The organism is Kitasatospora sp. NPDC004614, assembly GCF_042873675.1.
GTDB lineage: Bacteria > Actinomycetota > Actinomycetes > Streptomycetales > Streptomycetaceae > Kitasatospora.
Genome location: NZ_JBIALR010000006.1, coordinates 205,678 through 230,847, shown reverse-complemented (window position 1 = coordinate 230,847; position 25,170 = coordinate 205,678). Strand labels below are relative to the sequence as shown.

The following is a 25,170-nucleotide window of genomic DNA, read 5'->3' as shown; positions in this document are numbered from 1 at the left end:
CGCCGAAGTTCCAGCACCGTGAGCGTGACCATTGCATGCAATGCATGCATCGCACTACGCTGCCGCCGTGCAGACCGAGAGCACCCGCCGCAGCCTGCGGGAACTGATCCTGGACGGCCGCTACCCACCGGGGGCGCGGCTGGGCGAGGTGGAGGTCGCGGAGACCCTGGGGGTGAGCCGCACTCCGGTCCGGGAGGCGTTCCGGGCGCTGACCGCGGACGGCCTGCTGGCCGCCGCCGGGCGCGGCGTCCGGGTGGTGGAGCTGTCCGCTGAGGAGCTGTCGCACGTCTACCGGGTGCGGGCCGCGCTGGAGGCGCTGACCGCCGAGCTCGCGGCCGAGCGGCAGCGGGCGGGCCGGCTGGCCCCGGCCGAGCTGACCGACCTGGCGGCGCTCGCCGACCGTACGCACCGGGCCACCGTGGAACGCGAGTTGACGGAGGCGGTGCGGCTGAACCGGCAGTTCCACCGGCGGGTCGCGGAGCTTTCCGCCAACCCGGTCGCCCTGCACTCGTTGGAGCGGCTGTGGGACCAGATCCAGGTCTCCACCCACCGTTCCCTGCACGCGCCCGACCGCACCGCCCTGGTGGACGACCAGCACCGTGAGCTGCTGGCCGCCGTGATCGCCGGGGATCCGGCCGCTGCCGGGGCGGCCGCCCGGCGGCACGTCCTGGACACCTGCGCCGCCGCCCGGCCGCCCGAGAAGGAGTGACCTGATGGCCCTGTCCCACCACTACGCGGTCCGTGTCGACTGGACCGGCAACCTCGGTACCGGTACCGACACCTACCGCTCGTACTCCCGCGCCCACGACATCTCCTCGGACGGGGTGCCGACGCTGCTCGGCAGCGCCGACCCGACGTTCCGCGGCGACCGTTCGCGGTGGAACCCGGAACAGTTCCTGCTGGCCGCGCTCGCCCAGTGCCACATGCTGTCGTACCTGTCGCACTGCGCGCGCCAGGGCGTGGTGGTGCTGTCCTACACGGACGAGGCGGAGGCCACCATGGAGACCGCGGGCGGCGGCGGCCACTTCACCGAGGCGATGCTGCGGCCCCGGGTGGAGATCGCCGACGAGTCGATGCGCGAGCAGGCCGAGGCCCTGCACGGCCCGGCCGGCCGGGACTGCTTCATCGCGTCCTCGGTGAACTTCCCGGTCCGCCACGAGCCGGTCATCACGGTGCGCGCCGCCTCCTGACGCACCTCCTTGATGCTCCGTCAACTTCCTTGGTATAGCTGGCTACAGTACTTCCGCTGAGGCTGACTCCAGGAAAAAGACGGAGGCCTGCCGGATCGATCAGGACGTGACAACGGCGAAGACTCGTGGTCATGCGAATCACTCAACGAGGCGCCGCCCTCGCCGCCGCCACCACCGTCCTGCTCGGCCTGACGGCACCGCTCGCCGCCGCCGCTCCCGCCCCTGCCCGGCCCGCCTGGGCCGCCTGCACGGGCGGGGCGGCGGACGGGCGGCAGCAGTGCGCCGAGGTGACGGTCCCGGTCGACTACCGACAACCCGACGGGCCGTCACTGACGCTGGCGATCTCCCGGATCACCGCCGCCAAGCCGGATCAGCGGCGCGGCGTGCTGGTGCTGATCCCGGGCGGGCCGGGCGGCTCCGGCCTGAACGGGCCGAGCAGCGCCGCGAAACGGCTACCCCAGTCGGTGCTGGACAGGTACGACCTGATCGGCTTCGACCCACGCGGCGTCGGGCGTTCCAGTCCGGTCTCCTGCGGGCTCGACTACGCCGACCTGGCGCCCGGCAAGCTGCTGCCCTGGCCCGCGCCCGACGGGCACGGCGGCGATGCCAACCTGACCACCGGCCAACGCATCGCCGACCGCTGCGCGGCCAACGGCGGCCCGGTGCTGCGCAGCATCACCACCCGGAACGAGGCGCGGGACATCGACCGGATCCGGCAGTCCCTCGGCGAGCGCCGGATCTCCACCTGGGGCGTCTCCTACGGCACCTACGCGGGCGCCGCGTACGCCACGATGTTCCCCGACCGCACCGACCGGATCCTGCTGGACAGCAACGACAACCCGGATCCGGTCCTGGCCGAGCGCAGCTGGCTGGCCGCCTTCGCCACCGGCGCGGAGGACCGCTTCCCGGATTTCGCGGCCTGGGCGTCCTCCCCCACGGCCGGCGAGTTCCGGATCGCCGACACCCCCGAGCAGGTCCGCACCGCCTACCTGACGGCCGCCCAGCAGTTGGACGCGGCCCCGCTGCCCTGGCCCGGCCACAACCCGGGCGTACTGGACGGCAACGGCGTGCGCGGCACGCTGCTGAACAGCCTGTACGCGGACGCCAAGTTCCCCGCCGCGGCCGCTCTGATCCAGGCCGCCCAGGGCCACCGCCCGCTGCCCGAGCAGGGGCCCGCGCCGGACGCGGCGGAGCTTGCGCAGATGCAGGCTTCCACGGCGGTCACGGTCGCCACCCTGTGCAACGACGTCAACTGGCCGCGCGACCTCGGCTCGTACGCCGCGGCGGTGGCCGCCGACCGGGTCGCGCACCCGCTCACGGCCGGCATGCCGGTGAACGCCTCGGCCTGCGCGTTCTGGCACTGGCAGCCCGCCGAGCCGCCGGTCCGGGTCACCGGCGACGGGCCGTCCAACGTACTGATGGTGCAGAACCTGCGCGACCCGGCCACGCCCTACGCGGGGGCGCTCAAGCTGCGCGCGGCGTTCGGCGACCGGGCCAGGATGGTCACGGTCGACTCCGGCGGCCACGGCTCCTACCTGTCCCACGGGAACGCCTGCGGCGACGCGCTGGTGTCGGAGTTCCTGGCCACCGGCCGCCGCCCGGCCCGGGACGCGTTCTGCCCGAAGGCCGGGTGAGGCCGGTGCGCGGCCCGATCAGCACCCGTCCGTCCGGGGTTCGTCCGGCCGGTGGCGGTGCGTCGGGCCGCGCCCGGTCCGTCAGCCCAGGTCGCGGCGGCGCAGCCCGGCCAGGCCCGCCCCGGCGGCGAGCGCGGCCAGCGCGGTGGTCCACAGCAGCGGCGCGGCGGTGAACGTACCGCCGGGCAGGTGCGGAAGGTGCGTGAACGGCGACAGGTCGAGCACCCACTGCGGCAGTTGCAGGATCGGGCCGAACCAGGCGACCAGCACGAACACGCCGAAGCCGGCCCAGCCGGCCGCCGTCCAGCGCGGCAGCAGGCCGTACACGGCGAGCGCCACGGCGGCGGTCAGCCACACCGCGGGCAGCTGGACCAGCGTGGCACCGAGCATCCGGGCGACGGCGTCGCCCGTCCCGTGGCCGGCGGCGCTGCCGAGCGCGGCGGCCTGCGCCAGCCCGGCGGTGAGGCCGGCGGCGGCCAGCAGCACGGCGGTGCCGAGCAGCGGGAACAGCAGGTGTCCGCCCGCCCAGCGCAGCCGGGAGACGGCACCCGCCAGCACGGGTTCGGCCCGGCCGGCGCTCTCCTCGGCGCGCAGCCGCAGCACGGACTGCACGGCGTACACGGCGGCGATCATCCCGAACACCCCGGCGATGGTGGAGAGATAGGCGTTCAGCACGCCCTGCTGTCCGCCGAGCCGGGCCATCATGTCGGCCATCTGCTGGTTGTCGCCGACCAGGTCGACCACGCCCTTGGCGACGCTGCCGAACACCGCGCCGCCCGCCGCGAAGGCCAGCGTCCAGCCGATCAGGGCGCCGCGCTGCAGGCGGCGGGCCAGTGCGGCGGCGTCCGCCAGGCCGGGCGCGGCGACGGCGGGGCCGGGGCGCTGCGGGAGCAGCCCGGCGCCCAGGTCGCGTCGTTCGACCAGGGTGCGGGCCAGCGCGGTGAGCAGCGCGGCCCCGCCCAGCGGCAGTACCAGCACCCACCAGCGGTCGCCGGCGAACGCGCGGACCTGCTCGCTCCAGCCGATCGGGGAGAGCCAGCTCGCCCAGCCCGTGCCGCTGCCGGAGTCTCCGACGGCGCGCAGCACGAAGGCGAGGCCGATCGCCGCCCCGGCAAGGCCGTTGGCGGCCCGCCCGGTCTCGGCGATTTGCGCGGTGACGGCGGCCAGCGCGGCGAAGAACACCCCGGTGGCGCCGAGCGCGAGGCCGAACGCCAGAGCCCCGGCGGCGGATTGACCTGCGGCCAGCAGGACGATCGTCACCAGGGCGGCCAGCGCGGCGTCGGCGGTGAGGGCGGTGGCGAGTGCGGCGGTCAGCGGGGCGCGGCGGCCGACGGCGCCGGCGCCGATCAGTTCGAGCCGCCCGTCCTCCTCCTCGGCGCGGGTGTGCCGCACCACCAGCAGGGTGGACATCAGCGCGGCCAGCACCGCCCCGAAGACGCCCATCCGCCACGCGGTCAGCCCGCCGATGGTGGAGCCGTCGAAGATCGGGCCGTACAGGGCGCGCAGCGAGCCGTTGCCGTCGATGCTGGCCGCGAAGGTCCGCCGGGAGGCCTCGTCGCCGTACAGCGTGCGGAAGGAGAAGGCGGTGGAGGCGACCATGCCGGTGCCGATGTACACCCACACCGGCAGGGCGATCCGGTCGCGGCGCAGGGCGAGGCGGTAGAGGGTGCCGGTGCCGGTCAGCGCGTAGCCGCTCATCGGACGGCCGCCGTCGAGGGGGTGTCGGCCTCGTTCTCGTAGTGGCGCAGGAAGAGTTCCTCCAGCGTGGGCGGCCGGCTGGTGAGGCTGTGCACGCCGACGGCAGTGAGCTCGGTGAGCAGGGTGCCGAGCTGTTCGGTGTCGACCTGGCAGCGCAGCCGGTTGCCGTCGATCGTCAGGTCGTGGGCGTAGGCGGGGTGCGGCGGCGGCCCGGTGAGGACGGCGTCCACCGAGGTGCGGGTCAGGTGGCGCAGGTCGTCCAGGGTGCCGGTCTCCACGGTGCGCCCGGCCCGGATGATCGACACCCGGTCACAGAGCGCCTCCACCTCGGACAGGATGTGGCTGGACAGCAGCACCGTGGCGCCCCGCTCGCGGGCCTCGGCGACGCACTCGCGGAACACCTCCTCCATCAGCGGGTCCAGGCCGGAGGTGGGCTCGTCCAGGATCAGCAGGTCGGCGTCGCCGGCGAACGCCGCTACCAGCGCGACCTTCTGCCGGTTGCCCTTGGAGTAGGCGCGGCCCTTCTTGGTGGGGTCGAGCTCGAAGCGCTCCAGCAGCGCGGCCCGGCGGGTCGGGTCGAGTCCGCCGCGCAGCCGTCCGAGCAGGTCGATCGCCTCCCCGCCGGAGAGGTTGCGCCACAGCGTCACATCGCCCGGCACGTAGGCGATTCTGCGGTGCAGCGGGACGGCGTCGCGCCACGGGTCGCCGCCGAGCAGGGCGGCGGTGCCGGAGTCGGCGCGCAGCAGGCCGAGCAGGACGCGGATGGTGGTGGACTTGCCCGACCCGTTGGGGCCGAGGAACCCGTGAACCTCGCCCTGCTCGACCGTGAGGTCCAGTCCGTCCAGGGCGCGGGTGCGGCCGAAGGTCTTCACCAGGCCGGACACCGAAATGGCGGTCGTCATGAGCTCGACGCTACTCTTGTTTCACAAATCCGTGAAGTTGCCGAAAGTCCCGGATCTTCGCGTTGCTGCCGAAGGTGTGTGAAGGTGGGCGGACGCCCGGTCGGACGGATGTCGGGGAGGGTTCCGGTGGTGCAGGCGAGTGAGGTGGGCGACGTGGGCGACGTGGACGCGCAGCGGGATCCGGCGGCGGTGTCGGAGTTCGTGGAGCGGTTCGCCATGGTGCTGGCGGACGCCGGGTTCCCCCGGATGTCGGCCCGGGTGTTCACCGCCCTGCTGACCGCCGACTCCGGGCGGCTGACCTCCGCCGAACTCGGCGAACTGCTCCAGATCTCCCCCGCCGCCGTCTCCGGCGCGGTCCGCTACCTGACCCAGGTCGACCTGGTGAGCCGCGAACGCGAGCCCGGCACCCGCCGCGACCGCTACCGCATCCACGACCACGTCTGGTACGAGGCCACCGCCAACCGCGACCGCACGCTGTCCCGCTTCGAGTCCAGCCTGGTCGAGGGCGTCGACGCGCTCGGCGCGGACACCCCGGCCGGCCAACGCCTCGCCGAATCCCAGGAGTTCTTCGCCTTCCTGCGGGTCGAGATCCAGCAGATGATGCAGCGCTGGCGCGACCGCGAGAAGTGAGCGACCGCTATCGCTGCCGTTCCCGCACCCGCGGGCCCCGCGGCCCCCACAGCGGCATCGAGAGGACCAGCACGGCCACCAGCCCCGCGGTCCACCGCACCGCACCGCCCGGATCGGGCAGGTTCTCGGTCGGATACTGCCGGCCGGCCGGGTCGTACGTGACCTCCAGTTGGTTGCCGACGTCGCGGCCCTCGCAGGGGCTCAGCCGCTTGGCGATGTCCTGACCCTCGGCGGTGCGCAGCAGGCAGTACCCGACCGCCTTGCCGTTGCGGGGATGGACGGCGGTGATCCCACGCAACGGGGTTGGCCGCGCCGAACTGCCAAACCGCCAGCCACGACAGCGCAAGGCTCCCGAACAGCGCGGGCACCGTGTACCACGCCCAGAAACGGTGCGGGTGTTCCGTCGACTTCGAAGCCATCATTCCTGTCGATCGTTCGAACGCCGGGACGGTACACCTGTTGGTGCCCGCCATCGGCTACCGCTTCCGCCCCTCCAGGCTCCGCCCGCGCAGCCCCCACAGCGGGAGCAGCAGCACCAGCAGGGCCAGCGCCGCACTCAGCCCGGCGACCCAGCGCTCCGCACCGGACGGGTCGGGTACCTCCTCGGTCGGATCCTGCCGGCCGGCCGGGTCGTAGGTCACGTCGAGGTGGTCGCCCACCTTGCGGCCCTCGCAGGAACCGAGTCGCCCGGGAATGCCCCGGCCGTCCGCTGCCCGCAGCAGGCAGTACCCGGCCGCCCTGCCCTCGCTCGGGTGGACGGCGGTGACCTCGGCGAGCGTCCGCTCGCCGTCCTCGGCCAGCACGCTCTGGTGGTACGCGACGGTGCCGACGAATCCGATCGCCAGGAGCAGCACGAGGGCGAGGACCGCCCCGACCGCACCCGCCCTGGTGCGGTACGGGTACACGATCACCTGCATCAGCAGCGCCGCCAGGACGAAGATCGTCGCCCCCTCGGCGAACCCCGTCCAGCCGAGCTGCCGGTCCGTCAGCCAGATCAACGCGAGGCCGCCCGCCAGCGTCGGCAGCGTGACCCGCGCCCAGAAACGGTGCGGATGCCGCACCGGCTTCACACTCATCGCCGCTCCCCCCGTTCGTCGTTCGAACGAGGGGAGGTTACTTCGCAGTTGGCGCGGTGTGAACGGTCAGTCCTCCGCAGCGTCCCGGTCGCGCTCCAGACGCGGGCCCAACCGTCCCCACAGCGGGAGCGACAGGACCAGCAGGGCCAGCCCCCCGCCCAGCCCGGCGGCCCAGCGCGCCTCGCCGTCCGGGTCGGGCGCGCCCTCGACCGGGTCCACCCGGCCGGCCGGGTCGAAGGTGACGCTGACGTGGTCACCGACCCGGTAGTCGTTCGAGTGGATCCGGCCGGAGATGTCCCGCCCGTCGGCAGCCCGCAACTCACAGGTCGGCGTCCCCCTTCCCTTGCCCGGGTCCACGGCAATGACCTCGGCGACCGTCCGCTCGCCGTCCCGGGCCAGCACGTCGTGCTGCGCCGCGTCGACCCCGGCGAACCCGAGCAGGACCACCAGCGCGCCGGACGCGAGCGCCGCGACCAGGCCGACCACGGTGCGGTAGGAGAACGCCATCACCAGGACCATGGCCAGTGCCAGCAGCGCCAGCGCCCCCTTCAGGGTCCCCGTGCGCCAGCCGAGGTGCTGGCTGATCAGCCAGATCAGAGCGGAGCTGGCGACCAGCGTCGCAGGCGCGAACCGCACCCAGAAACGGTGCGGGTGTTCCTCGGACTTCACGTCCATGTCGATCCCCCCATTGATCATTCGGATCAAGAAGGACGCTACTCCTGCCCATGAGCCACCGTCAGTCGGGGTGCCCGGCCCACCGCTTGCCCTGGTGGGGGTGGGTGGCGGTGACCACGGCGAACGTCCGATGACCGTCGCGAGCAGCTGCCGGCCATCGGTGGCCGGCTACACCCGCCAGTCCGCGGGCCCGCCTGCGGCCACCGGCTCCGACGGCCCGCCGGGGCGCTGCCGGCGGCGGCCGGCCCAGAACGGGAGGGACACCAGCAGTGCGACCAGTGCGGTGCCGACGCCCGCCGTCCAGTGGAGGGGGGTGTCCGCGTCGAGGGGTTCCCAGATCGGGGCCTGCCGGTCGGACGGGTCGGCGGTCACCGTCAGCTGGCGGCCGACATGGAGGTTGCAGGCGTCGAGCGGGTGGCGGACGGCGGTGCCGTCGGGTCGGCTCACCTCGCAGGTGGGGAGGTGGGTGCCGTTGCGCGGGTGGACGGCGGTGACGGTGACGGTGATCTGCTGCCCGTGGTCGGCCAGTGACCCGGTCCGGACCGCCGCCATCCCGGCGAAGCTCAGCCAGAGCGCCAGCCCGCCGGCGACGAACGCCGCCACCCCTCCCCGGGGGGTGCGGTAGTTCAGCGCGACCACCAGGATCAGCGCGGTAGGCGTAACGGCGTGCAGCAGCTCGACGGCCTCCGAGCCGCCGAACAGGTAGGTCAGCACACCGATCGGCGCCGCGCAGCAGAGCAGGGTGAGCAGCGCGTGCAGCGACCCGCGCCAGGGCCGGCCGGTACCGGTCTTCTCGTTCATCGCGTCCTTCGTGTCGATCTTGACGCGGGGACCCTACCGGCGGCGCGGCCGGGCTGTCAGCCGAGATACGCGGGGGCGACGGCGGAGCGCACCAGGACGGCGGGGGCGCCGGTGCCGTCGGCGGGGACGGTCCACAGGTCGGAGCCGTAGTCGCCGGGGAGCGAGTACATCAGCGTGTGCCCGTCGGACCAGAGTGCCTGGTCGTCGATGTTGCGCTGCTCGACGGTCGCGGTCTCGGTCATGGTGGCGAGGTCGAGCACGTACAGCCGCCAGGGCGCGGCCGGGTCGGCACCGGCCACCCGCTTCTTGTAGGCGACCCGGGTGCCGTCCGGGGAGAGTGACGGGCATTCGACGTTCTGGTGCAGGGTGGTCAGGGTGCGGGCGGCAAGATCGCCCTGGACCAGGTAGGTCTGGCCACCGGTGGCGACCGTCGCGTAGAAGCGGTTGTCATCGGTGGCGAAGGTGACGCCCCAGACGTTGAGGTCGGACGCCTGGACGGGGTGGCCGTCCTTCAGTACCTGGAAGGTCTCCAGGTTGTCGTAGAACTGCCAGTTGCGGGTGTCGACGATCGCGGTGCGGGTGGAGAAGTCGGTGCCCGCGTAGGAGTCGCCGCTGACGAACACCGTCCAGCCGGCCAGGTGTCCGGACGGGGAGACCCGGGCGCGGGTGGGGATGCCGGGCGCGGGGAAGCGCTTGATCTCGTGCAGCGAGGCGTCCAGCACGGATGCGTGGTAGGTGTCGTCGAGCGCGCCGTGTTCGGCCTGCAGGCAGATGCCGGTGCCGGCGGCGGCGTGGAAGCGCAGGCATTTCACACCGGACGCGGTGCGGGCGCCGTCCGGGTGGTCGGCGGGCACGGCGGCGACCTCGTCGCGGTGCGGGCCCCAGGCCAGGTTGCGCAGCAGCAGTTGACGGCCCGCCGGCTCCAGCGTCACCGCCCCCTCGCGCACCGGTGGCCCGCCGGCCTGCTCCTGGTTACGCCGGTCCGCCCGGCCGGCGGCGTACCGGACGGCGAACGTCCCGATGCCGGCGAGCAGCACCACGGCGACCACCAGCACCACCAGCTTCCGCCGCAACTGGGCGTCCCCGACCGGGGGTTCGGGCGCCTCGGAGTCCGGGTCGACGGCAACGGGAGCGGTCATGCGAGGTGCCCTCCGGACGGGGGTTCGGGAACGGCGGTCGGACGGAGCAGGCGGGTGGCGGCAACGGCCGCGACGGCGAGGGCCAGGGCGGTGCCGGTGAGGGCGGCGCGCGGGCCCCACAGCGTCCAGGCGGCGCCGAAGGCGAGCGAGCAGACGAAGCGGGCGAGCGCCTGGCCGGTGCCGACCAGGGCCTGCCCGGCGCCCTGCTGCCCGTCGGGGACGGTCGCGGCGGTGGCGGCGGCGAGCACCCCGTCGGTGGCGGCGTAGAAGGTGCCGTGCAGCAGCAGGACCAGCACGGCGGCGCTCGCGCCGCGCAGCGGGGAGAGCACCACGCCGTACCCGGCGAGCAGCACGGCGTGGCCGGCCAGGAACAGGGTGCGGCGGCCGATCCGGTCGGCGATCATGCCGAGCGGGACGGCGAGGGTGAGGAAGACGGCGGCGGTGCCGAGCGGCAGCAGCGGGAACAGGTGGGCGGGCAGGCCGAGTCGGCGTTGCAGCAGCAGGTACAGGAAGGAGTCGCTGACGGTGGTGAGGCCGAGCAGTACGGCGGCCAGGGTGAGCCGGCGCAGCGCGGGGCGTCGCAGCAGCGCGAGCGCGTCCCGCAGGGTGGGGCGCGCCCCCGACTCGACAACAGTGGTGGTGGCCCGTCCTGGCACGAACAGCACCAGCAGCAGCACGCCGAGCACCGCGACGCAGCCGGAGACGGTGAACACCGCGCTGTAGCCGGCGCGTTCGGCCCGGTCGTCGGCGATCCGCAGCACCGCGAAGGCGAGCAGCGGGCCGAGCAGTGCGCCGGTGGTGTCCATCGCGCGGTGCACGCCGAACGCCCGGCCGCGGTGCTCGGGCGCGGTGGCCAGCGAGATCATCGCGTCCCGGGGTGCGGTGCGCAGCCCCTTGCCGGTGCGGTCGATGGCGAGGACGCCGCCGATCAGCGGCACGGTGTGGACGAGCAGCAGCAGTGGCTTGCACAGCGCGGACAGGCCGTAGCCGATCCCGGCGACGAGCTTGTGGCCGCGCGGGCTGCGGTCGGCGAGGTGGCCGCCGAGCAGCCGGACCAGCGCGCCGACGCCGTTGTTGATGCCGTCGAGCAGGCCGAAGCCGAGCGGGGACAGGCCGAGCGCGGCGACCACGTACAGCGGCAGGACGGCGCTGACCATCTCGGAGGAGACGTCGGTGACCAGGCTGACCGCGCCGAGCGCGAGCACGGTGCCGGGGACGGCGGCGCGCCGCCCCGGGCGGGTGCCCGGGGCGGCGGCCGTCTTGGTGGAGCGGGCGTCCGCGAGGTACATCCGGCGTCAGTTCCAGATGCCGGTGATGTCGGAGGCGGAGGCGGCGTTGCCCGCGTGGGCGCTCAGGCCGGCCAGGTCCTCCAGGGTACGCAGCACGTTGTAGTGGTTGTAGGTGGTGGCGCTGGTGGAGCCGGGGATGACGTGCTGGCCGTAGACCACGGTGGGGATGCGGTTGCCGGACAGGCTGTTGTCCTCGTCGAAGGTGACCACCAGCAGGCTGTTGTGGGTCTGCGCCCAGGTGGCGTACGCGCTGAGGTTGTTCTTGATCCAGGTGTCGCCGGTGGAGACCGAGCAGTCGTGCATGTCGCTGCACAGGTTCGGCACCACGAAGGAGACCTTCGGCAGCGTGGTGTAGTCGGTGGGGAACTGGGCGAAGGTGTAGGCGGTGTTGGTCGGCACGTTGGAGAAGCCGAACCACGGGTTGTGCTTCTGCGCGTACTTGCCGCTGGAGCAGACCGTGGAGCCCTGGCTGGGCAGGGTCTCGTTGTAGGAGCCCCAGCTCTTTCCGGCGGCGATCAGCTCGGAGGCCAGGTTGGGCGCGGTCATCGAGCCGACCTTGACGCAACTGTCGTCGGTGCGGCCCTGGTTGGAGCCGGAGAACAGCATGTAGTAGTTCGGCTCGGACGGGTGGGTCAGGCCGTAGGACTGGGTGAGGTTGGCGCCGCCGGCCACCAGGGTGCCGTTCAGGTACGGGGCGCTGGAGCTGCCGATCACCTGGCTGTAGGCGTGGTTCTCCATCACCACCACGATGACGTGGTCGGGCGCGGGCAGCGCGGCGGCCTGCGCGGTGGAGCCGGTGGCGGCCCACAGGCCGAGCGAGGCGGCGGCCAGGGCGACGGTGCTTCCGATCGCGGTCAGGCGGCGCTTGGTGCGGCGGCTGAGCGGTGCGGCAGTCATGGCGAGGTCCCTCCGGGGCAAGGAACGTGCGGGACAGGGCTGTTGGAGCACGCTTGGTGGAACACGCGTTGGAGCTTGGAGCTTGGAGCTTGGAGCTCGGAGCTCGGAGCTCGGAGCTTGGAGCGCCGGAAACGCTAGGGGTGAGCGGTGACCGGCACGCCTTTTGACAGGTTAAGAACAAGCGAACGCTTGGTCGGCCCACAAGCCCGCACGGGCGCTTTTCGGCCAGCGGAGAAGCGGCGCGGCTCACACCTGTCCCGATTGACCCGCCTCGGACCGACATGGTGGGATCTTTCCGGCCCGGCGCGCACGACCGGCGCGGTGAACAAGCAGGTGAACGAGCAGGTGAACGAGCAGGTGAACGAGCAGGTGAACGAGCAGGTGAACGAGCAACGGGAGGGCCGGGCGTGACAGCCACTCCCCGTGTCGTACTCGGGCTCGGGCTGCGCCGCGGCACCCCCGCCGCCGAACTGCTCCGCACCGCCGACGTGGCGCTCGCCGCCTGCGGCCTCGACCGCTCTGCCGTCGCCCTGGTCGCCACCTTGGAGAGCAAGCTCGCCGAGCCCGGACTGTGCGCCGCCGCAAGGGAGTTGGACGTCCCCGTGGTCGGCCACCCGGCCGCCGCGCTGGCCGCCGTCCCGGTGGCCGGCTCCGCCCGGGTGGCCGCCGCGGTCGGCACCCCGAGCGTCGCGGAGGCCGCCGCGCTGACCTCGGCCGGGCCCGGCGGCCGCCTGCTCGCGCCGCGCACCGCGACCGCGACCGCCACCGCGGCCCTCGCCGTACCCGCCCAGGAGGCCACCAGGTGAACACCGAGCCCGATCTGCGCCATCACGGCGACGCCGAAGTCCGCTCCGCCGGCCTGGTCGACCTCGCGGTGAACGTCCGCACCGGCACCCCGCCGCCCTGGCTGCGCGCGCACCTCGCCGCCACCCTCGACACCCTGGCCGCCTACCCGGACGGCACCGCGGCCCGCTCCGCCGTCGCCGCCCGGCACGGCCGCCCCGTCGCCGAGGTGCTGCTCACTTCCGGCGCGGCAGAGGCGTTCGTGCTGCTCGCCCGGGTGCTGCGGCCGAGCCACGCGGTGGTGGTGCACCCGCAGTTCACCGAACCGGAGGCGGCGCTGCGGGACGCCGGGCGCACCGTCCACCGCGTCCTCCTCACGCCGGAGCAGGGCTTCCGCCTGCTGCCCGGGGCCGTTCCCGAGGACGCCGATCTGGTGGTGGTCGGCAACCCCACCAACCCCACCTCCATCCTGCACCCGGCCACCGACCTGGCCGAACTCGCCCGGCCCGGGCGGACCCTGGTGCTCGACGAGGCGTTCATGGACACCGACCCGGGCGAGACCCAGACCCTCGCCGGGGCCCGCGACCTGCCCGGCCGGGTGGTGGTGCTGCGCAGCCTCACCAAGACCTGGGGCCTGGCCGGCCTGCGAATCGGCTACCTGCTCGCCCCCGCCGACCTGGTCACGGAACTCGCCGCCGCCCAGCCGCTCTGGCCGGTCTCCACGCCCGCGCTCGCCGCCGCCGAACTCTGCTCCGCCCCCGCCGCCCTCGCCGAGGCCGACGCCGCCGCCCGCGCCACCGCCCTGGACCGCGAGCACCTGCTGAAGGGCCTCGCCGCGCTCCCGGACGTCCGGGTGCACGGCGACCCCGCCGCCTCCTTCGTCCTCATCCAGCTCCCGGACGCCGCCGCCGTCCGCGACCGCCTGCGCACCGCCGGCTTCGCCGTCCGCCGCGGCGACACCTTCCCCGGCCTCGGCCCCGACTGGCTGCGCCTGGCCGTCCGCGACCGGGACACCACCGACCGCTTCCTCACCGCCCTGGCGGCCGCGATCTCCCGCTGACGGTCAGTGCACCTCCACCCGGTCGCCGACCTCCACGGTGCCCGGGGTGAGCACCTGCGCGTACACCCCCAGGCACGGCAACGGGCCCATGCCGGGCAGCGGTTCGACCCGGTTCAGCCGGGCCGGGCGACGCAGCGCCTCTGGGTCGGCGGGCAGCTCGCCGTGCGCGAGGGTCGGGACGGCGCAGCGCGGGCTGGCGGCGATCAGCCGCAGCCGCAGGTCCGGGCCGACAGTGAGCTCGCGGCCGACCCAGGCGTTCTCGTCGAACGGCTCCCCGTCCGTCTCCAGGACCAGATTGGGCCGGTACCGGACCGCCGGCGTACCCGCCAGGCTGGCGGCGGTGATCAGGTGCAGCGGCGCGAAGTCGAAGAAGCTGCCGGGGGCGGCGGCCTTGCCGAAGTCCTGGACGGTGTACTCCACTTCGGCCTCGATGCCGTCCGCCAGCACCTGCTCGGGCACCGAGCGCAGCAGCACGGAGCCGGCCGGCCGTTCGGTGATCAGCCGGACGGGGCGGCCCAGCAGCGCGCTGATCCCGTCCTCGTCCAGCTCGCCGCCGTCGGGGCCGGTGATCCGTACCCCGTCGTCCTTGGTCTCGGCACTCATCGTCAGCAACTGCCGCCAGGTGCGCGGCTGTTTGGCGCTGGCGATCCGGCCGGTGGTGACGTCCAGCAGGGCGCGGCGGCGGTCGCCCTCGATGCCGCGTTCGTCGATCCGGGCCCGGACGATCTCCTCGCCGAGCATCGACTTCACGGGGTGGCGGTACAGCGCGGCGACCTTCAACGGGTGATCTCCTCGGCCCAGTCGGTGAGTTGTACGAAGTCCTCGGGCCGCAGCCCGTACCGGTGATCGATCTTCAGGGTGAGGGCCGGCCCGGGATGACGGTCGGCGATCCACGCCGCGTCCTGTGGCTCGATCTCGTCGTCCACCCAGGCGAACGGCCGCCCCGCCGCCCAGGCCACCAACTGCCGGGTCTTCCAGTGCAAGCCGTCCGGATCGCCGCGGTGCATCGACTCCCAGTCGACGTACGGCAGTTGCGGCAGCCCGAGCAGCGGCGACAGGTGCTCGTTCGCCTCCGCCCGCCACGTGGTCGCCCACACCAGGCGGTACGGCAGCGCCAACAGGGACGGGCCGTGGCCGGGATGCAACCACACCCGCAGCGGCTTCGGATTGCGCACGCCCATCTCGCGCTGCCGCTGCCGCCAGGACTGCGACTCCACCCGGTGCGTCAGGTACCCCTCGGGCCGCCGGTACGGACTCCCGACGTACGGCGCGATCGGTCCGTCGACGTCCAGCATCAACAAGGGACGGTCCGTCATGCGTTCCTCCTCGGCGGCCGATGCCGGATTCTCCCCCACCCGCACACCCTCCGGCCAGCGCTTTTGCCCTTGGGGCGGCACGGCCCGGCGACCTTCAGCGGCCGAGCTCCCTGGCCCAGGCGGTGAGTCGGGCGAAGTGCTCGGGCCGCAGCCCGGACCGGTGGTCGATCTTCATCGTCAGCGCCTCGCCGGGGTGATTGGCGGCGATCCACTCGGTGTCCTGGGGTCCGATCTCGTCATCGACCCAGACGAAAGGCCGCTGGTCGGCCCAGCAGACCAGTTGCCGGGTCTTCCAGTGCAGGCCGTCGGGGTCCTTGTGGTGCATCGACTCCCAGCTCACGTAGGGCAGTTGCGGCAGGCCGAGGAGCGGCGCCAGGTGCTCGTCCGCCTCCGCCTGCCAGGCGGTGGCCCACACCAGGTCGTACGGCAGGGCGAGCAGGGACGGACCGTGGGCGGGGTTCAGCCAGACCCGCAAGGGCTTCGGGTCGGTCACGCCCTTGTCGAGCTGCCGCTGCCGCCAGGTCTGCGACGGCACCCGGTGCGTCCGGTAGCCCCAGGGGCGGAAGAAGCGGTCGAACGGGGCGATCGGCCCGTCGACGTCCAGCATCAGCAGCGGACGGTCTGTCATGTGCTCCCCCTCGGTCGGCCCGTGCCGGATTCTCTCCCGCACCCGGGCCGTCCGACCACCGCTTTGGACCAAGAGGGCCGGGTCCCAGGGCACCCGCAGTCAGGAATGCTGCTCCGCCTGCCAGTTGCGGGCGGCGGCGATGCGGCGGGTGGCGCTGGGGTGGGTGGCGAGGAGGAGTTCCAGGGCGCGTGGCGGGTCGGGGTCGGAGACGTTGGCGACCGCGAGGCGGCGTTGCATGGCGATGAACTGCTCGGTGTCGCCGGTGAGTTCGAGGGCGTGGCGGTCGGCGCGGGTCTCGATCCGGCGGCTGACCGCGCACTGGGCGGGGAGGCTGAGCGCGCCGAGCAGGGCGGCGAGGGCCGCGAGCAGGGGCAGCGAACGCGGGTCCTGCGGGGTGGCGGCGCCCGCCGCGTCCAGCAGGGGCTGCCAGGCCAGCAGCGCGGCCAGCACCGGCACCACGACGGCCGCGCCGAGTGCGCCGAGCACGGTGCCGGTGGCGACGTCGCGGTGCTTGACGTGGCCGAGTTCGTGCGCGGCGACGAGTTCGACCTCGCGTGCCTCGGCGGTCTCCAGCAGGGTGTCGTAGACCACGATCCGCCGGGTCGGGCCGAAGCCGGACACGTACGCGTTCAGCGCGGTGGTGCGGCGGGACGCGTCGGCGACCAGCACGTCGCGCACCGCGATGGCGTCGCGGTGGGCCAACTCCAGCAGGGCGGTGCGCAGTTCGCCGTCCGGCATCGGGGAGAAACGGTTGAACAGCGGCTCGAACACCAGCGGGTGCAGGAACGACATCGCCACCGTCAGCAGCGCCGCGGCCAGCGCGCCCGGCACCCACCAGCCCGTCGGCGAGTGCCCGATCAGCGCGTACAGGCCGAGCGCAAGCGGCAGGAACAGCGCCAGCGTCACCGCCGTCCCGCGCGCCGCGTCCACCGCCCAGCCCTTCCAGCCCTGGGTGACCAGGCCGAAACCGGCGCGGGCGGTACGAACCTTGGCCGAGAACGGCAGCGTCACGGCCCGTCCGAGCAGCACCAGCGCGGCGCTCCCGCCGAGCACCTCGGCCGCCCAGCTGCCGCCGAACCAGCCGCCGACCGCCGTCACCAGCCCCGCCCCGGCCGCCGTGAACCCGAGCACGGCCGACAGCGCCAGCGAGGCGAGCTGCCCGCCGAGCGCCCACGGCAGCTGCGCCCGCCGCAACGCCCGGCCGCGAGCCACCTCCTGCGGGGCGAAGTCACCGGACGGAACGGGGGTCGGTGTGTCGGCCATGCCCCCAGCGTAGTGACCGGGCGCGCCGTCGGACCCCTGCGCCCGGCGCCTGCCACCCGCCGAGCGGCCCGGCCGACCGTCAGGCCGCCGGCGCCGCCAGCGCCGCCGCGAGCCACCCGAACACGGGCGTCAGCGGCGGCGGCACCGGCCAGCCGTTGATCCGGGCGAGCAGCTCCCAGTAGCGCTCGACCCGGGGGTCGCCCGCCACCTCCAGCCTGGTCAGCAGCCAGGTCCGCAGCGCGGCGTCGTCCGGCCGTTCGAAAACTTCCGCGTAGCGGGCCGTCAGCCCGGCCACCACTCGCGCGGCCTGCGCCGAGCCCGGTTCGACGCCGGACTCCAGCGCCGCGCCGACCGCCTCCCGGACGTGCTCGGTCAGTTCGTGGTGCAGCCCGGTGGTGTCGCCGGCGGCACGTTCCGTGGCCTGGTAGGCGGCCATCCGCCGCAGCGAGGCGCGGAACTCCTGGTCCCGGGTCAGTTCGGCGAGCTCCACCCACGCGGTCACCTGCGCGGCGCTGGGTTCTTCCGGCAGCTCAGGCACCGCCGTCCGGAGCAGTTCCACCAGTTCGGGGTTGGCGTCCACCGCGCCGAACGTGTCGTCGACGAACTCCTCGATCATGCGGCGGCGTTCCTCGTCGGGCAGCCTCGCCAGTCGGTGCATCAACGCGATCTCCTCTCCTTCGCTTCCCTGTTCGGCGACCGCGCGGAGCACGGCCCGGCGCAGTCGCAGGGCGCGGATCTGCACGTCCAGGGCGTCGGCGTGGGCCCGCGCCACCTCGCCGACCGAGGTCTCCCGGTCCAGCACCCGGCGGATCGTGCCCAGGTCGAGCCCCAACTCGCGCAGTGTGCGGACCAGTTCGAGCCTCGCCACGGCCCGCGCCCCGTACCGCCGGTACCCGGCCGCGCTGCGGTCGGTGGACGGCACCAGCCCGATGTCCGAGTAGAACCTGATGGTCTTCACCGTCAGCCCGCACCGCCGCGCCAGTGCCCCGATCGTCACGAGCTCCTCGCCGTCCATGACCCCAACTCTGCGGTCTCCCCCCACAGGAGACTCAAGCCGAATATCCCGTCGGCCGGAACGGGCGGTCCGGCCTACGATGGCCCGATGGTGGGCGAAGAGAGTCTGCGGACTGCACTGGACTTCCGTCGCGGGTTCGCCCGCCGGCAGGCCGACGAAGTAACCGAACTGCCGGGCGGGTTCGCGGTGTTGAGCGAGCGATACCGGTACTCGCACGAGCACAACCAGCTGATCCTGGACGCTCCGCCGAGCGGGGTGGACGCGGCGGGCCTGGCCGAGGAGGTGCTCGGGCACCTGGAGCACCGGCGGATCGCGGTGTTCGACGACGCGTCCGCGCAGGCGCTGGCCCCGGGCCTGGTCGCGGCGGGGTACCGGCACGAGGTCGAGCTGGTGATGGTCCACCAGGGCCCGGTGCCCGCTCCCGGCGGCGCCGAACAGGTCGAACTGGCGGAGCTGGCGCCGATGCTGGAGCGCCAGTGGCGCTGCTGGCTGCCGTCGGCCCCGGACGATTCGATCGCGCAGCTGGTGTCACGGCGCACGGCCCGCGAGGCCGGCGCGGAGCGGGTGCTGACCCTGGCCGCGCGGGACGAGGACGGCGAGTTCGGCTCCTGGGCGGACCTGTACCAGGACGCGGCGGGCACCGCGCAGGTCGAGGATCTGGCGACGGCGGAGCACCATCAGCGCCGCGGCCTCGCGGACCGGGTGCTGACCACCGCCCTGTACCTGGCCGCCGAACAGGCCCCGGACGGCCTGCGCTTCCTGGTCGCGGACGCCGAGGACTGGCCGCAGGCGTGGTACGCCCGGCGCGGATTCGTGCCGGTGGGCCGCACCCACGGCTTCGTCAAGATGTGACCGAAAAACACGACGGCGCCCGCCGAACCCCCGAGCAAGGGTTCAGCGGGCGCCGTTGCGTGACGCGTGGCGGATCAGACCTGGCCGGCCTTCTCCAGGGCCTCGCAGCAGGTGTTGATCATCAGGCGGGTGACCACGTACGGGTCGACGTTCGCGTTCGGGCGGCGGTCCTCGATGTAGCCCTTCTGCTCCACCTCGACCTGCCACGGGATGCGGACCGACGCGCCGCGGTCGGAGACGCCGTACGAGTAGACGTTCCACGGGGCGGTCTCGTGCTTGCCGGTCAGGCGGGACTGGATGTCGTCACCGTACTGGTTGACGTGCTCCAGCACCTTCTCCTGGGAGGCGCCGAGCGACTCACAGGCGGTGATGATGGCGTCGTAGCCCTCGCGCATCGCCTTGGTGGAGAAGTTGGTGTGCGCACCCGCGCCGTTCCAGTCGCCACGGGCCGGCTTGGCGTCCAGGGTGGCGTCGATGCCGAACTCCTCGGCGGTGCGGTAGAGCAGGTAGCGGGCGATCCACATGTCGTCGGAGACGGTCAGCGCGTCGACCGGGCCGATCTGGAACTCCCACTGGCCGGGCATGACCTCGGCGTTGATGCCGCAGATCGCCAGGCCGGCGTCGATGCACCGGTCGAGGTGCAGCTCGACGATCTCGCGGCCGAAGACCTCCTCGGCACCCACGCCGCAGTAGTAGCCGCCCTGCGGGGCCGGGTAACCGCCCTCGGGGAAGCCGAGCGGGCGGGAGCCCTTGAAGAAGGTGTACTCCTGCTCGATGCCGAAGATCGACTCCTGGGCGGCGTACTTCTCGGCGACCTCGCGCAGCAGGGCGCGGTTGTTGGAGGCGTGGGCGGTGCCGTTGGTCTCCAGCACCTCGCACAGCACCAGGATGTTGTCGCCGCCGCGGATCGGGTCCGGGACGACGCGCACCGGGTCGAGCACGCGGTCCGAGGCGTGGCCCTCGGCCTGGTTGGTGGAGGAGCCGTCGAAGCCCCAGGTGGGGATCTTGTCCGCGTTCGGCAGGACCCGAGTCTTGGAGCGCAGCTTCGCGGTCGGCTTGGTGCCGTCGATCCAGATGTACTCGGCCTTGATTGCCATCGCGGTGAACCTCACTGCTCGGGTGGTGGGTGCCTGCGTAGCCTCGCAAGCCGCCGTTTCCCGGTTGTTCCTCCTATGTAACGCCCATGTGAACCAACGGACCGCAGCGGTGTGCTCACCCTCCGAGAGGCGCCGGAGCGTGAGCACACCGCCGGGGTTCAGCGCTGGCGGGCGTGCGCGGCGCGCTTGCGGCGGGTCATCCAGACCGCGGCCCCGCCGGCGACCAGCAGGGTGACGCCGGCGGCGGCCATCGCGGTGGTGCCGGTCGAGCCGGTGTACGCCAGCTCCTCACCGGCCTCCTTCGGCGCCGTACGGTTCTGCGCGGTCCCGGCCGCGGAGCCGGACGGGCTCGGCGCGCCGGAGGTGGCGGCGGCGGGCGTGACGGCCGCCACCGGCTTCTCGCAGGACACCCCGGCGACCGTGACCTTGCCGTCCACCTTGGCGACGTTCAGGTTCAGCGGGTTGATCGACACCTGCACCTCCAGCGCGGAGGCGGCGGCGGTGCTGCTGGTGACGGTCTTCTTGGAGAACTCGACGTCCACCGAGCCGATCGCCGGAACGTCCACGTGGGTGGGCGAGTTGAGGCCCACCGTCACCGACTTCCCGAGCACCGTCAGCTTCACCGGGGCGGTCACCTTGGCGGTCGGCTGGCCGTCCACCGGGCAGGTCACCTCGGCGCTCATCGCGTCCAGCCCGAGCAGCGTGGTCAGCGGCAGACCGGGGACGTGCACGTCCGCGCCGACCAGCTGCACCGAGGCGGTGGCCAGCTTGTCGTCCACCTTGGTCACGGACTTGCCGACCTGGGCCTTCACCAGGTTCACCGGCTTCCCGTTGTCCACGCCGTCGACCGTGGCGGTGAGCATCGCCCCGTCCCGCTGGGCCGGCGACTCCACCTTGTTCAGGGCCACCTCGACCGGCACCTTCACCGCGTTCAACAGCTCGACGTTCAGGGCGAGTTCGGCTGTCACCGCACTCGCCTTCCCGGGCTTGGCCGGTGTACTGCCGTCGGCCGCGTAGGCCGGCAGCGGCAGTGCGAGCGCGAGCGCGGACACGGCCAGGGTGGACACGGCAACCGTGCGCAGAACAGACATGACAGGAACCCCCACACATGGTGAACGGCAGAGCGCACCCGCGACCTCACCCGGCACACCGGCACGGGGAGGGGACTCGCGCTCTCGACTGCCGCCAGTCTTCTCGAACCGTGCGTCACCCCAGCAACACGGAGCGTCAGTTCACTCCTTCGGGTGAGGTTGACGATCCGGACTGACCGTTTCCGGAGGGATTCCGGCACACATCGGAGCCTTCCCAGCGGGACGGGTCACAGGGCAGAGTGACCAACCATGACGGTGGGAATCATCATCTTGGCGGTACCGCTGGGCTGTTGGCTGCTCGCGGCACCGAAGGGGTGGGCCAGGCCGGTGATCGCGGCAGTGCTCGCGGCGGCGACGCTGACAGCGGCGGCCGGAATGCTGAACTGGCTTCCCCAGCAGGTGCGTTGGACGGGTCTGGTGGGCGCCGGCTGCGTCCTGGCCGTGGTGCCGCTGGTGGGTCTGGCCCTGGTGTGGCCCGTGCACAAGGGCGAGAGCGGCGACCGCCGGGGGTTCGCGGCCGCGCTGATGGTGGGCTGCGCGCTGCTGATGGGGGCGGCGAGCTGGCTGTTCGGCTCGTTCCTGCACGACAACGGACGTCCCGCCGAGACCCCGGCCGCCTCGGAGCTGGCCCCGCTGCCCGCCGGGCTCCTGATCACCTCCGAGCGCTCCGGCTGCGGCAGCGGTTCCGCGGACTTCTGCGAGCACGGCCTGGACGTGGGCGGCACCTCCGGCCAGAACGCCGGCCAGGTCCTCGACCAGGTCCGCGGCCACCTGACGGCCTCCGGCTGGCCGCTCGCCACCGACAGCCGCGGCGGCTGGTCGGCCTGCCGGACCCACGGCTCGCTGCTCGACGCCTACCAGGTGTGCGTCTTCGTGGCCGGCACCGACACCGGCGCCACCGTCACCCTCGGCACCACCTCCAAGTGGTGACCCGCCACCTCTCAACCGTCCCAGCGCCGCAGCCGCAGCAGGCCGAGCGCCAGCGCGGGACGGGTGGCGGAGACGCGGTTGGCGATGCCCGCCTTGACGGCGATCAGGCCCACGCTGTGGGTGACCACGTCGTGGATCTCCCGGGCGATCCGCAGCCGCTCCTCGCGCCTGGCTCGCTCCCCGGCCTGCTCGATGGTCCGGCGCATGCCCTCGGCACCACCGACAACTGGTGACCCGTCAGCCGTCCCAGCGCCGCAGCCGCAGCAGGCCGAGCGCCAGCGCCGCGACCGTCCAGGCAAGCAGCACCAGCAGGCCCCGGAGCTGGTCGTGGGAGCCGACCGTGAGCAGTTCCGCCCCGGCCCGGTCCGGCAGGTAGCGGGCGAGCTCCCTGGTCGCGCCGAGCAGCGACAGCAGGTGCGAGCCGGCCAGCACCATGGGCAGCAGGACGACCAGCGGCACGACGGCATTGCGCGCCGCCGCGGCGAGGCCGGCCGCGAACAGGCTCATCAGCACCAGGTAGCCGACCGCGCCGACCAGCGCGGCGGGGACGCCGTCGGCGCCCGGGCCCGCACCGTGCGGGCCGAGCGCGTACTGGGTGACCAGGTACCCGGCGACCGTCACGGGGGCGCCGACCGCGAGGGCCGCCAGGGCCGTCGCGACGGTCTTCGCCAGGTAGAGCCGGCCCCGGTCGGGCACCGCCAGCAGCGAGGTCCGCAGCATGCCCGAGCCGTACTCGCCGGCCACCGCCAGCACCGCGAAGACGATCAGGGCGAGCTGCCCGTACCCGATGCCGTCCAGGCCGGTCTGCTCCGGGGTGAAGTCGGCGCGCAGCAGCGGGCTGTGCGACTCCAGCGCGGAGCGGGCGGAGGCGCCGTCGAGGGCGCCGATCGCCAGGCTGACGGGGGCGAACAGGAGCAGGGAGAGGAAGGTGCCGCGCACCCTGCGCAGCTTGACGAGTTCGCCCCGCAGGGCGGCCAGGGTCTCAGGCACGGGCGGTGTTCCTCTCGGCGAGCAGGGCGAGGAAGGTTTCCTCCAACGAGTCGGTCCGGGTGGCCAGTTCGTCGAGCGGCAGGCCGCGGGCGGCGGCCAGTCGGCCGATCTCGGCCGCGGGCGGCGGCCAGTCGGCCGATCTCGGCCGCGGGCAACCCGGTGACCTGAAGGCTGCCGTCCGCAGCGCATTGCACGGTGGCGCCGGCCCGCTGCAACTCGGCTGCCAGAAGCGCCGGTTCGGGGGTTCGGACCTGAACGTGGGCGCGGGCGTGCCGGGCCAGGAACTCCTCCAGCGGGGCGTCCGCGACCAGTCGGCCGTGATCGACCACGACCAGCCGGTCCGCGACCATCGACATCTCCGCCATCAGGTGGCTGGACACGAACACGGTGCGCCCCTCGACGGCCATCGTCCGCAGCAACTCCCGCAGCCAGCGGATGCCTTCCGCGTCGAGGCCGTTGACCGGCTCGTCCAGCACCAGCACCGGCGGGTCGCCGAGCAGCGCCGCGGCCAGCCCCAGGCGCTGGGACATGCCGAGGGACAGTGCTCCGACCCGCTTGCCGGCCGCCGCGCCAAGGCCCGTCAGGTCGAGCATCCGGCCGACCCGTTCGGGCGCGATGCCGTTGCTCCGGGCCAGCCAGCGCAGGTGGTCGCGGGCGGTGAGGCCGCGGTGCGCGCCGCCGCCCTCCAGCAGGGCGCCCACCTGCCGTGCTGGGAAGGGCAGTTGACGGTACGGCAGGCCGTTGATCAGGGCGCTGCCGCCGTCCGGGCGGGTCAGGCCGAGGATCATTCGCATGGTGGTGGTCTTCCCGGCGCCGTTCGGGCCGAGGAACCCGGTCACGGCACCGGGCCGGGCGGCGAAGGTCAGCCCCTCCAGGGCGGTGTGCGGGCCGTACCGCTTGGTCAGGTCGTTGACGTCGATCACGCCGTCCAGTCTCGGCGGGCCACGCCGGCGCCACATCGGGCCCCGGTCCGGTCCCGCCCGCGCCGGGCCGCCGCCCGAACCCCTACCTGGGGATGAGTTCTCGTCAGTACGGCAGCACCGCGCGGACGGTCCAGCCGCCGCCGTCGCCGGGCCCGGCCGTGAGGGTGCCGCCGTGGGCGCGGGCCCGCTCGCGCATGCCGGGCAGGCCGAGGCCGCCGCCAGGCACCGGCCCGGCCGACCGGCCGTCGGACGGCCCGTCGTCGGACGGCCCGTCGTCGGCCACCTCGACGGTCAGCTCGCCGTCGGCCGCGACCACCCGGACCCGGCAGCGGGTGGGGGCGGCGTGCTTGGCGGCGTTGGTCAGCGCCTCCTGCACGATGCGGTACCCGGCGAGCGCGACCCCGCCCGGCGGCTCCACCGCGCACTGCGTCGTCAACTCGGCTCGCACCCCGGCCAGTTCGGCGGCGCGGACCAGCTCGGGCAGGTCGGCCAGACCCCGGGCCGGCCGCAGGTCGCCCCCGTCGTGGCCGTCCTCGCCGCGCAGCACGACGAGCGTCGCGCGCAGGTCGCTCAGCGCCTTGCGGCTGATCTCCTCGATGGCCGTGAGCGCGAGCCCGGCCTCCTCCGGGCGGGTGGCGGCGAGGTGGTTGGCGATGCCCGCCTTGACGGCGATCAGGCCCACGCTGTGGGTGACCACGTCGTGGATGTCCCGGGCGATCCGCAGCCGCTCCTCGCGCCTGGCCCGCTCCCCGGCCTGCTCGATCGTCCGGCGCACGCCCTCCCGGCGTTCCCGCACGGCGAGGCCCGCCGCCCAGGTGGCGCCGAGCACCAGCACGCCGAAGAGCACCTGCACGGCCTGCGTCCCGCCCGGGTAGTGCGGGCTGCCGCCGACGGTCAGCAGGGCCACGCCCGCCACGCTCGTCCCGCCGATCACCGCCGCGCTCCGCCCGAACGGCGGCGGACCGGTCAGCAGCGCGACCGGGTACGCGGCGAAGGCGGCGGCCAGGAACGCGGTCGGCGCCAGGCCCAGCGGCACCGAGGCCACGGCCACCGCGAGCACCGTGAGGAACACCGGCCACGGCCAGATCCGTCGGACCACCAACGGAACCGCCGCGGCAGCCGCCCACAGCATCCACCCGGGCACACCGTCCCCGACCTGCCGCCGCAACGGGGACAACGCCGGCAGCAACGCCAACCCCAGCGCGACGCCGGCGTCGATCGCGATCAACTGCCGTACCACGTAAGCCTTTCGGAATGCGGACACCATGCCGCCGACACTAACTCGCCGCCG

At 73.7% G+C, this 25,170-nt stretch carries 27 protein-coding genes and 1 pseudogene; 8 read left to right on the top strand and 20 right to left on the bottom strand.

Annotated features, from left to right (window positions below; translation table 11 throughout):
- Positions 1–67: 67 nt before the first annotated feature.
- The 3 genes from ACFYST_RS16485 (at position 68) to ACFYST_RS16475 (ending at position 2,824) form a co-directional block, all read left to right on the top strand.
- Positions 68–709: a GntR family transcriptional regulator gene (locus ACFYST_RS16485; protein ID WP_387646213.1), complete on the top strand. Its 642-nt coding sequence runs from the start codon at positions 68–70 to the stop codon at positions 707–709.
- A gap of 4 nt (positions 710–713) precedes the next feature.
- Positions 714–1,190, top strand: a complete 477-nt coding sequence (locus ACFYST_RS16480; protein WP_387862908.1) for an OsmC family protein — start codon at positions 714–716, stop codon at positions 1,188–1,190.
- Positions 1,191–1,321: 131 nt separating this feature from the next.
- Positions 1,322–2,824, top strand: a complete 1,503-nt coding sequence (locus tag ACFYST_RS16475) for an alpha/beta hydrolase (protein ID WP_387862905.1) — start codon at positions 1,322–1,324, stop codon at positions 2,822–2,824.
- A gap of 81 nt (positions 2,825–2,905) precedes the next feature.
- Here the strand turns inward: ACFYST_RS16475 and ACFYST_RS16470 are convergent, their stop codons facing one another.
- Positions 2,906–4,522, bottom strand: coding sequence for an ABC transporter permease (locus ACFYST_RS16470; protein ID WP_387862902.1), 1,617 nt, complete (start codon positions 4,520–4,522; stop codon positions 2,906–2,908).
- Complete coding sequence (locus ACFYST_RS16465; protein WP_387862899.1) at positions 4,519–5,424, bottom strand: ATP-binding cassette domain-containing protein; 906 nt, start codon at positions 5,422–5,424, stop codon at positions 4,519–4,521. Before ACFYST_RS16465 ends, ACFYST_RS16470 begins: the two co-directional genes overlap by 4 nt.
- Positions 5,425–5,532: 108 nt before the next feature.
- Here ACFYST_RS16465 and ACFYST_RS16460 point away from each other — a divergent pair, with 108 nt between their 5' ends.
- Positions 5,533–6,054: a GbsR/MarR family transcriptional regulator gene (locus ACFYST_RS16460; protein ID WP_387646659.1), complete on the top strand. Its 522-nt coding sequence runs from the start codon at positions 5,533–5,535 to the stop codon at positions 6,052–6,054.
- Between the two features lie 7 nt (positions 6,055–6,061).
- Here ACFYST_RS16460 and ACFYST_RS16455 read toward each other — a convergent pair whose 3' ends face one another.
- The 7 genes from ACFYST_RS16455 to ACFYST_RS16425 form a co-directional block, all read right to left on the bottom strand.
- On the bottom strand, positions 6,062–6,352 hold the full coding sequence (locus tag ACFYST_RS16455) for a hypothetical protein (RefSeq protein WP_387862897.1): 291 nt from the start codon (positions 6,350–6,352) through the stop codon (positions 6,062–6,064).
- Positions 6,353–6,530: 178 nt separating this feature from the next.
- Positions 6,531–7,130 carry a hypothetical protein gene (locus ACFYST_RS16450; protein WP_387862894.1) on the bottom strand — a complete coding sequence of 200 codons (600 nt, stop codon included), beginning with the start codon at positions 7,128–7,130 and terminating at the stop codon, positions 6,531–6,533.
- A 66-nt stretch (positions 7,131–7,196) separates the two neighbouring features.
- Entirely contained in the window at positions 7,197–7,826 is a 630-nt protein-coding gene (locus ACFYST_RS16445) for a DUF3592 domain-containing protein (protein WP_387862891.1), read from the bottom strand.
- A 147-nt stretch (positions 7,827–7,973) separates the two neighbouring features.
- A complete protein-coding gene (locus tag ACFYST_RS16440; protein ID WP_387862889.1) occupies positions 7,974–8,606 on the bottom strand; it encodes a hypothetical protein in 633 nt (210 codons plus the stop codon).
- Between the two features lie 56 nt (positions 8,607–8,662).
- Positions 8,663–9,745 carry a TolB family protein gene (locus tag ACFYST_RS16435; protein WP_387862886.1) on the bottom strand — a complete coding sequence of 361 codons (1,083 nt, stop codon included), beginning with the start codon at positions 9,743–9,745 and terminating at the stop codon, positions 8,663–8,665.
- The gene (locus ACFYST_RS16430) at positions 9,742–11,034 is read right to left on the bottom strand and encodes an MFS transporter (protein ID WP_387862883.1); all 1,293 of its coding nucleotides are present in this window, start codon (positions 11,032–11,034) and stop codon (positions 9,742–9,744) included. Before ACFYST_RS16430 ends, ACFYST_RS16435 begins: the two co-directional genes overlap by 4 nt.
- Before the next feature lie 6 nt (positions 11,035–11,040).
- Entirely contained in the window at positions 11,041–11,931 is an 891-nt protein-coding gene (locus tag ACFYST_RS16425) for an alkaline phosphatase family protein (RefSeq protein ID WP_387646238.1), read from the bottom strand.
- 407 nt (positions 11,932–12,338) lie between these two features.
- On the opposite strand from ACFYST_RS16425, the gene ACFYST_RS16420 reads away from it, so the two are divergent.
- Both ACFYST_RS16420 and cobC read left to right on the top strand, forming a co-directional pair.
- Positions 12,339–12,737 (top strand): cobalamin biosynthesis protein, encoded by a 399-nt coding sequence (locus ACFYST_RS16420; RefSeq protein WP_387862880.1) that lies wholly within the window; start codon positions 12,339–12,341, stop codon positions 12,735–12,737.
- On the top strand, positions 12,734–13,774 hold the full coding sequence (gene cobC / locus ACFYST_RS16415; protein ID WP_387862877.1) for an Rv2231c family pyridoxal phosphate-dependent protein CobC: 1,041 nt from the start codon (positions 12,734–12,736) through the stop codon (positions 13,772–13,774). The genes ACFYST_RS16420 and cobC overlap by 4 nt, the downstream gene beginning before the upstream one ends.
- Positions 13,775–13,777: 3 nt before the next feature.
- On the opposite strand, the gene ACFYST_RS16410 is transcribed toward cobC, so the two are convergent.
- From ACFYST_RS16410 to ACFYST_RS16390, 5 genes are all read right to left on the bottom strand, one after another.
- Entirely contained in the window at positions 13,778–14,554 is a 777-nt protein-coding gene (locus ACFYST_RS16410) for an MOSC domain-containing protein (protein WP_387862874.1), read from the bottom strand.
- Positions 14,551–15,090: a hypothetical protein gene (locus tag ACFYST_RS16405; protein ID WP_387646251.1), complete on the bottom strand. Its 540-nt coding sequence runs from the start codon at positions 15,088–15,090 to the stop codon at positions 14,551–14,553. Before ACFYST_RS16405 ends, ACFYST_RS16410 begins: the two co-directional genes overlap by 4 nt.
- A 94-nt stretch (positions 15,091–15,184) precedes the next feature.
- Positions 15,185–15,718, bottom strand: coding sequence for a hypothetical protein (locus ACFYST_RS16400; protein ID WP_387862871.1), 534 nt, complete (start codon positions 15,716–15,718; stop codon positions 15,185–15,187).
- 99 nt (positions 15,719–15,817) lie between these two features.
- The gene (locus ACFYST_RS16395) at positions 15,818–16,981 is read right to left on the bottom strand and encodes a M48 family metallopeptidase (protein ID WP_387862869.1); all 1,164 of its coding nucleotides are present in this window, start codon (positions 16,979–16,981) and stop codon (positions 15,818–15,820) included.
- A gap of 79 nt (positions 16,982–17,060) precedes the next feature.
- On the bottom strand, positions 17,061–17,996 hold the full coding sequence (locus tag ACFYST_RS16390) for a MerR family transcriptional regulator (RefSeq protein ID WP_387862866.1): 936 nt from the start codon (positions 17,994–17,996) through the stop codon (positions 17,061–17,063).
- Between the two features lie 87 nt (positions 17,997–18,083).
- Here ACFYST_RS16390 and ACFYST_RS16385 point away from each other — a divergent pair, with 87 nt between their 5' ends.
- Positions 18,084–18,848: a GNAT family N-acetyltransferase gene (locus ACFYST_RS16385; RefSeq protein ID WP_387862863.1), complete on the top strand. Its 765-nt coding sequence runs from the start codon at positions 18,084–18,086 to the stop codon at positions 18,846–18,848.
- 74 nt (positions 18,849–18,922) lie between these two features.
- On the opposite strand, the gene glnII is transcribed toward ACFYST_RS16385, so the two are convergent.
- Positions 18,923–19,945, bottom strand: coding sequence for a glutamine synthetase GlnII (glnII, locus tag ACFYST_RS16380; RefSeq protein WP_387646263.1), 1,023 nt, complete (start codon positions 19,943–19,945; stop codon positions 18,923–18,925).
- A gap of 158 nt (positions 19,946–20,103) precedes the next feature.
- The gene (locus ACFYST_RS16375; RefSeq protein ID WP_387862860.1) at positions 20,104–21,036 is read right to left on the bottom strand and encodes an SCO1860 family LAETG-anchored protein; all 933 of its coding nucleotides are present in this window, start codon (positions 21,034–21,036) and stop codon (positions 20,104–20,106) included.
- A gap of 249 nt (positions 21,037–21,285) precedes the next feature.
- On the opposite strand from ACFYST_RS16375, the gene ACFYST_RS16370 reads away from it, so the two are divergent.
- Positions 21,286–21,966, top strand: a complete 681-nt coding sequence (locus tag ACFYST_RS16370; RefSeq protein WP_387862859.1) for a hypothetical protein — start codon at positions 21,286–21,288, stop codon at positions 21,964–21,966.
- Positions 21,967–21,977: 11 nt separating this feature from the next.
- On the opposite strand, the gene ACFYST_RS16365 is transcribed toward ACFYST_RS16370, so the two are convergent.
- The 4 genes and pseudogenes from ACFYST_RS16365 to ACFYST_RS16350 all read right to left on the bottom strand — a co-directional run bounded on the left by ACFYST_RS16365 (position 21,978) and on the right by ACFYST_RS16350 (position 25,146).
- Positions 21,978–22,172, bottom strand: coding sequence for a histidine kinase (locus ACFYST_RS16365; RefSeq protein WP_387862857.1), 195 nt, complete (start codon positions 22,170–22,172; stop codon positions 21,978–21,980).
- 31 nt (positions 22,173–22,203) lie between these two features.
- On the bottom strand, positions 22,204–22,956 hold the full coding sequence (locus tag ACFYST_RS16360; RefSeq protein WP_387646272.1) for an ABC transporter permease: 753 nt from the start codon (positions 22,954–22,956) through the stop codon (positions 22,204–22,206).
- Positions 22,957–23,375: 419 nt separating this feature from the next.
- Positions 23,376–23,915: pseudogene (locus ACFYST_RS16355) on the bottom strand (ABC transporter ATP-binding protein); the annotation flags it as partial.
- 67 nt (positions 23,916–23,982) lie between these two features.
- A complete protein-coding gene (locus ACFYST_RS16350; RefSeq protein WP_387862854.1) occupies positions 23,983–25,146 on the bottom strand; it encodes a sensor histidine kinase in 1,164 nt (387 codons plus the stop codon).
- Positions 25,147–25,170: the final 24 nt, after the last annotated feature.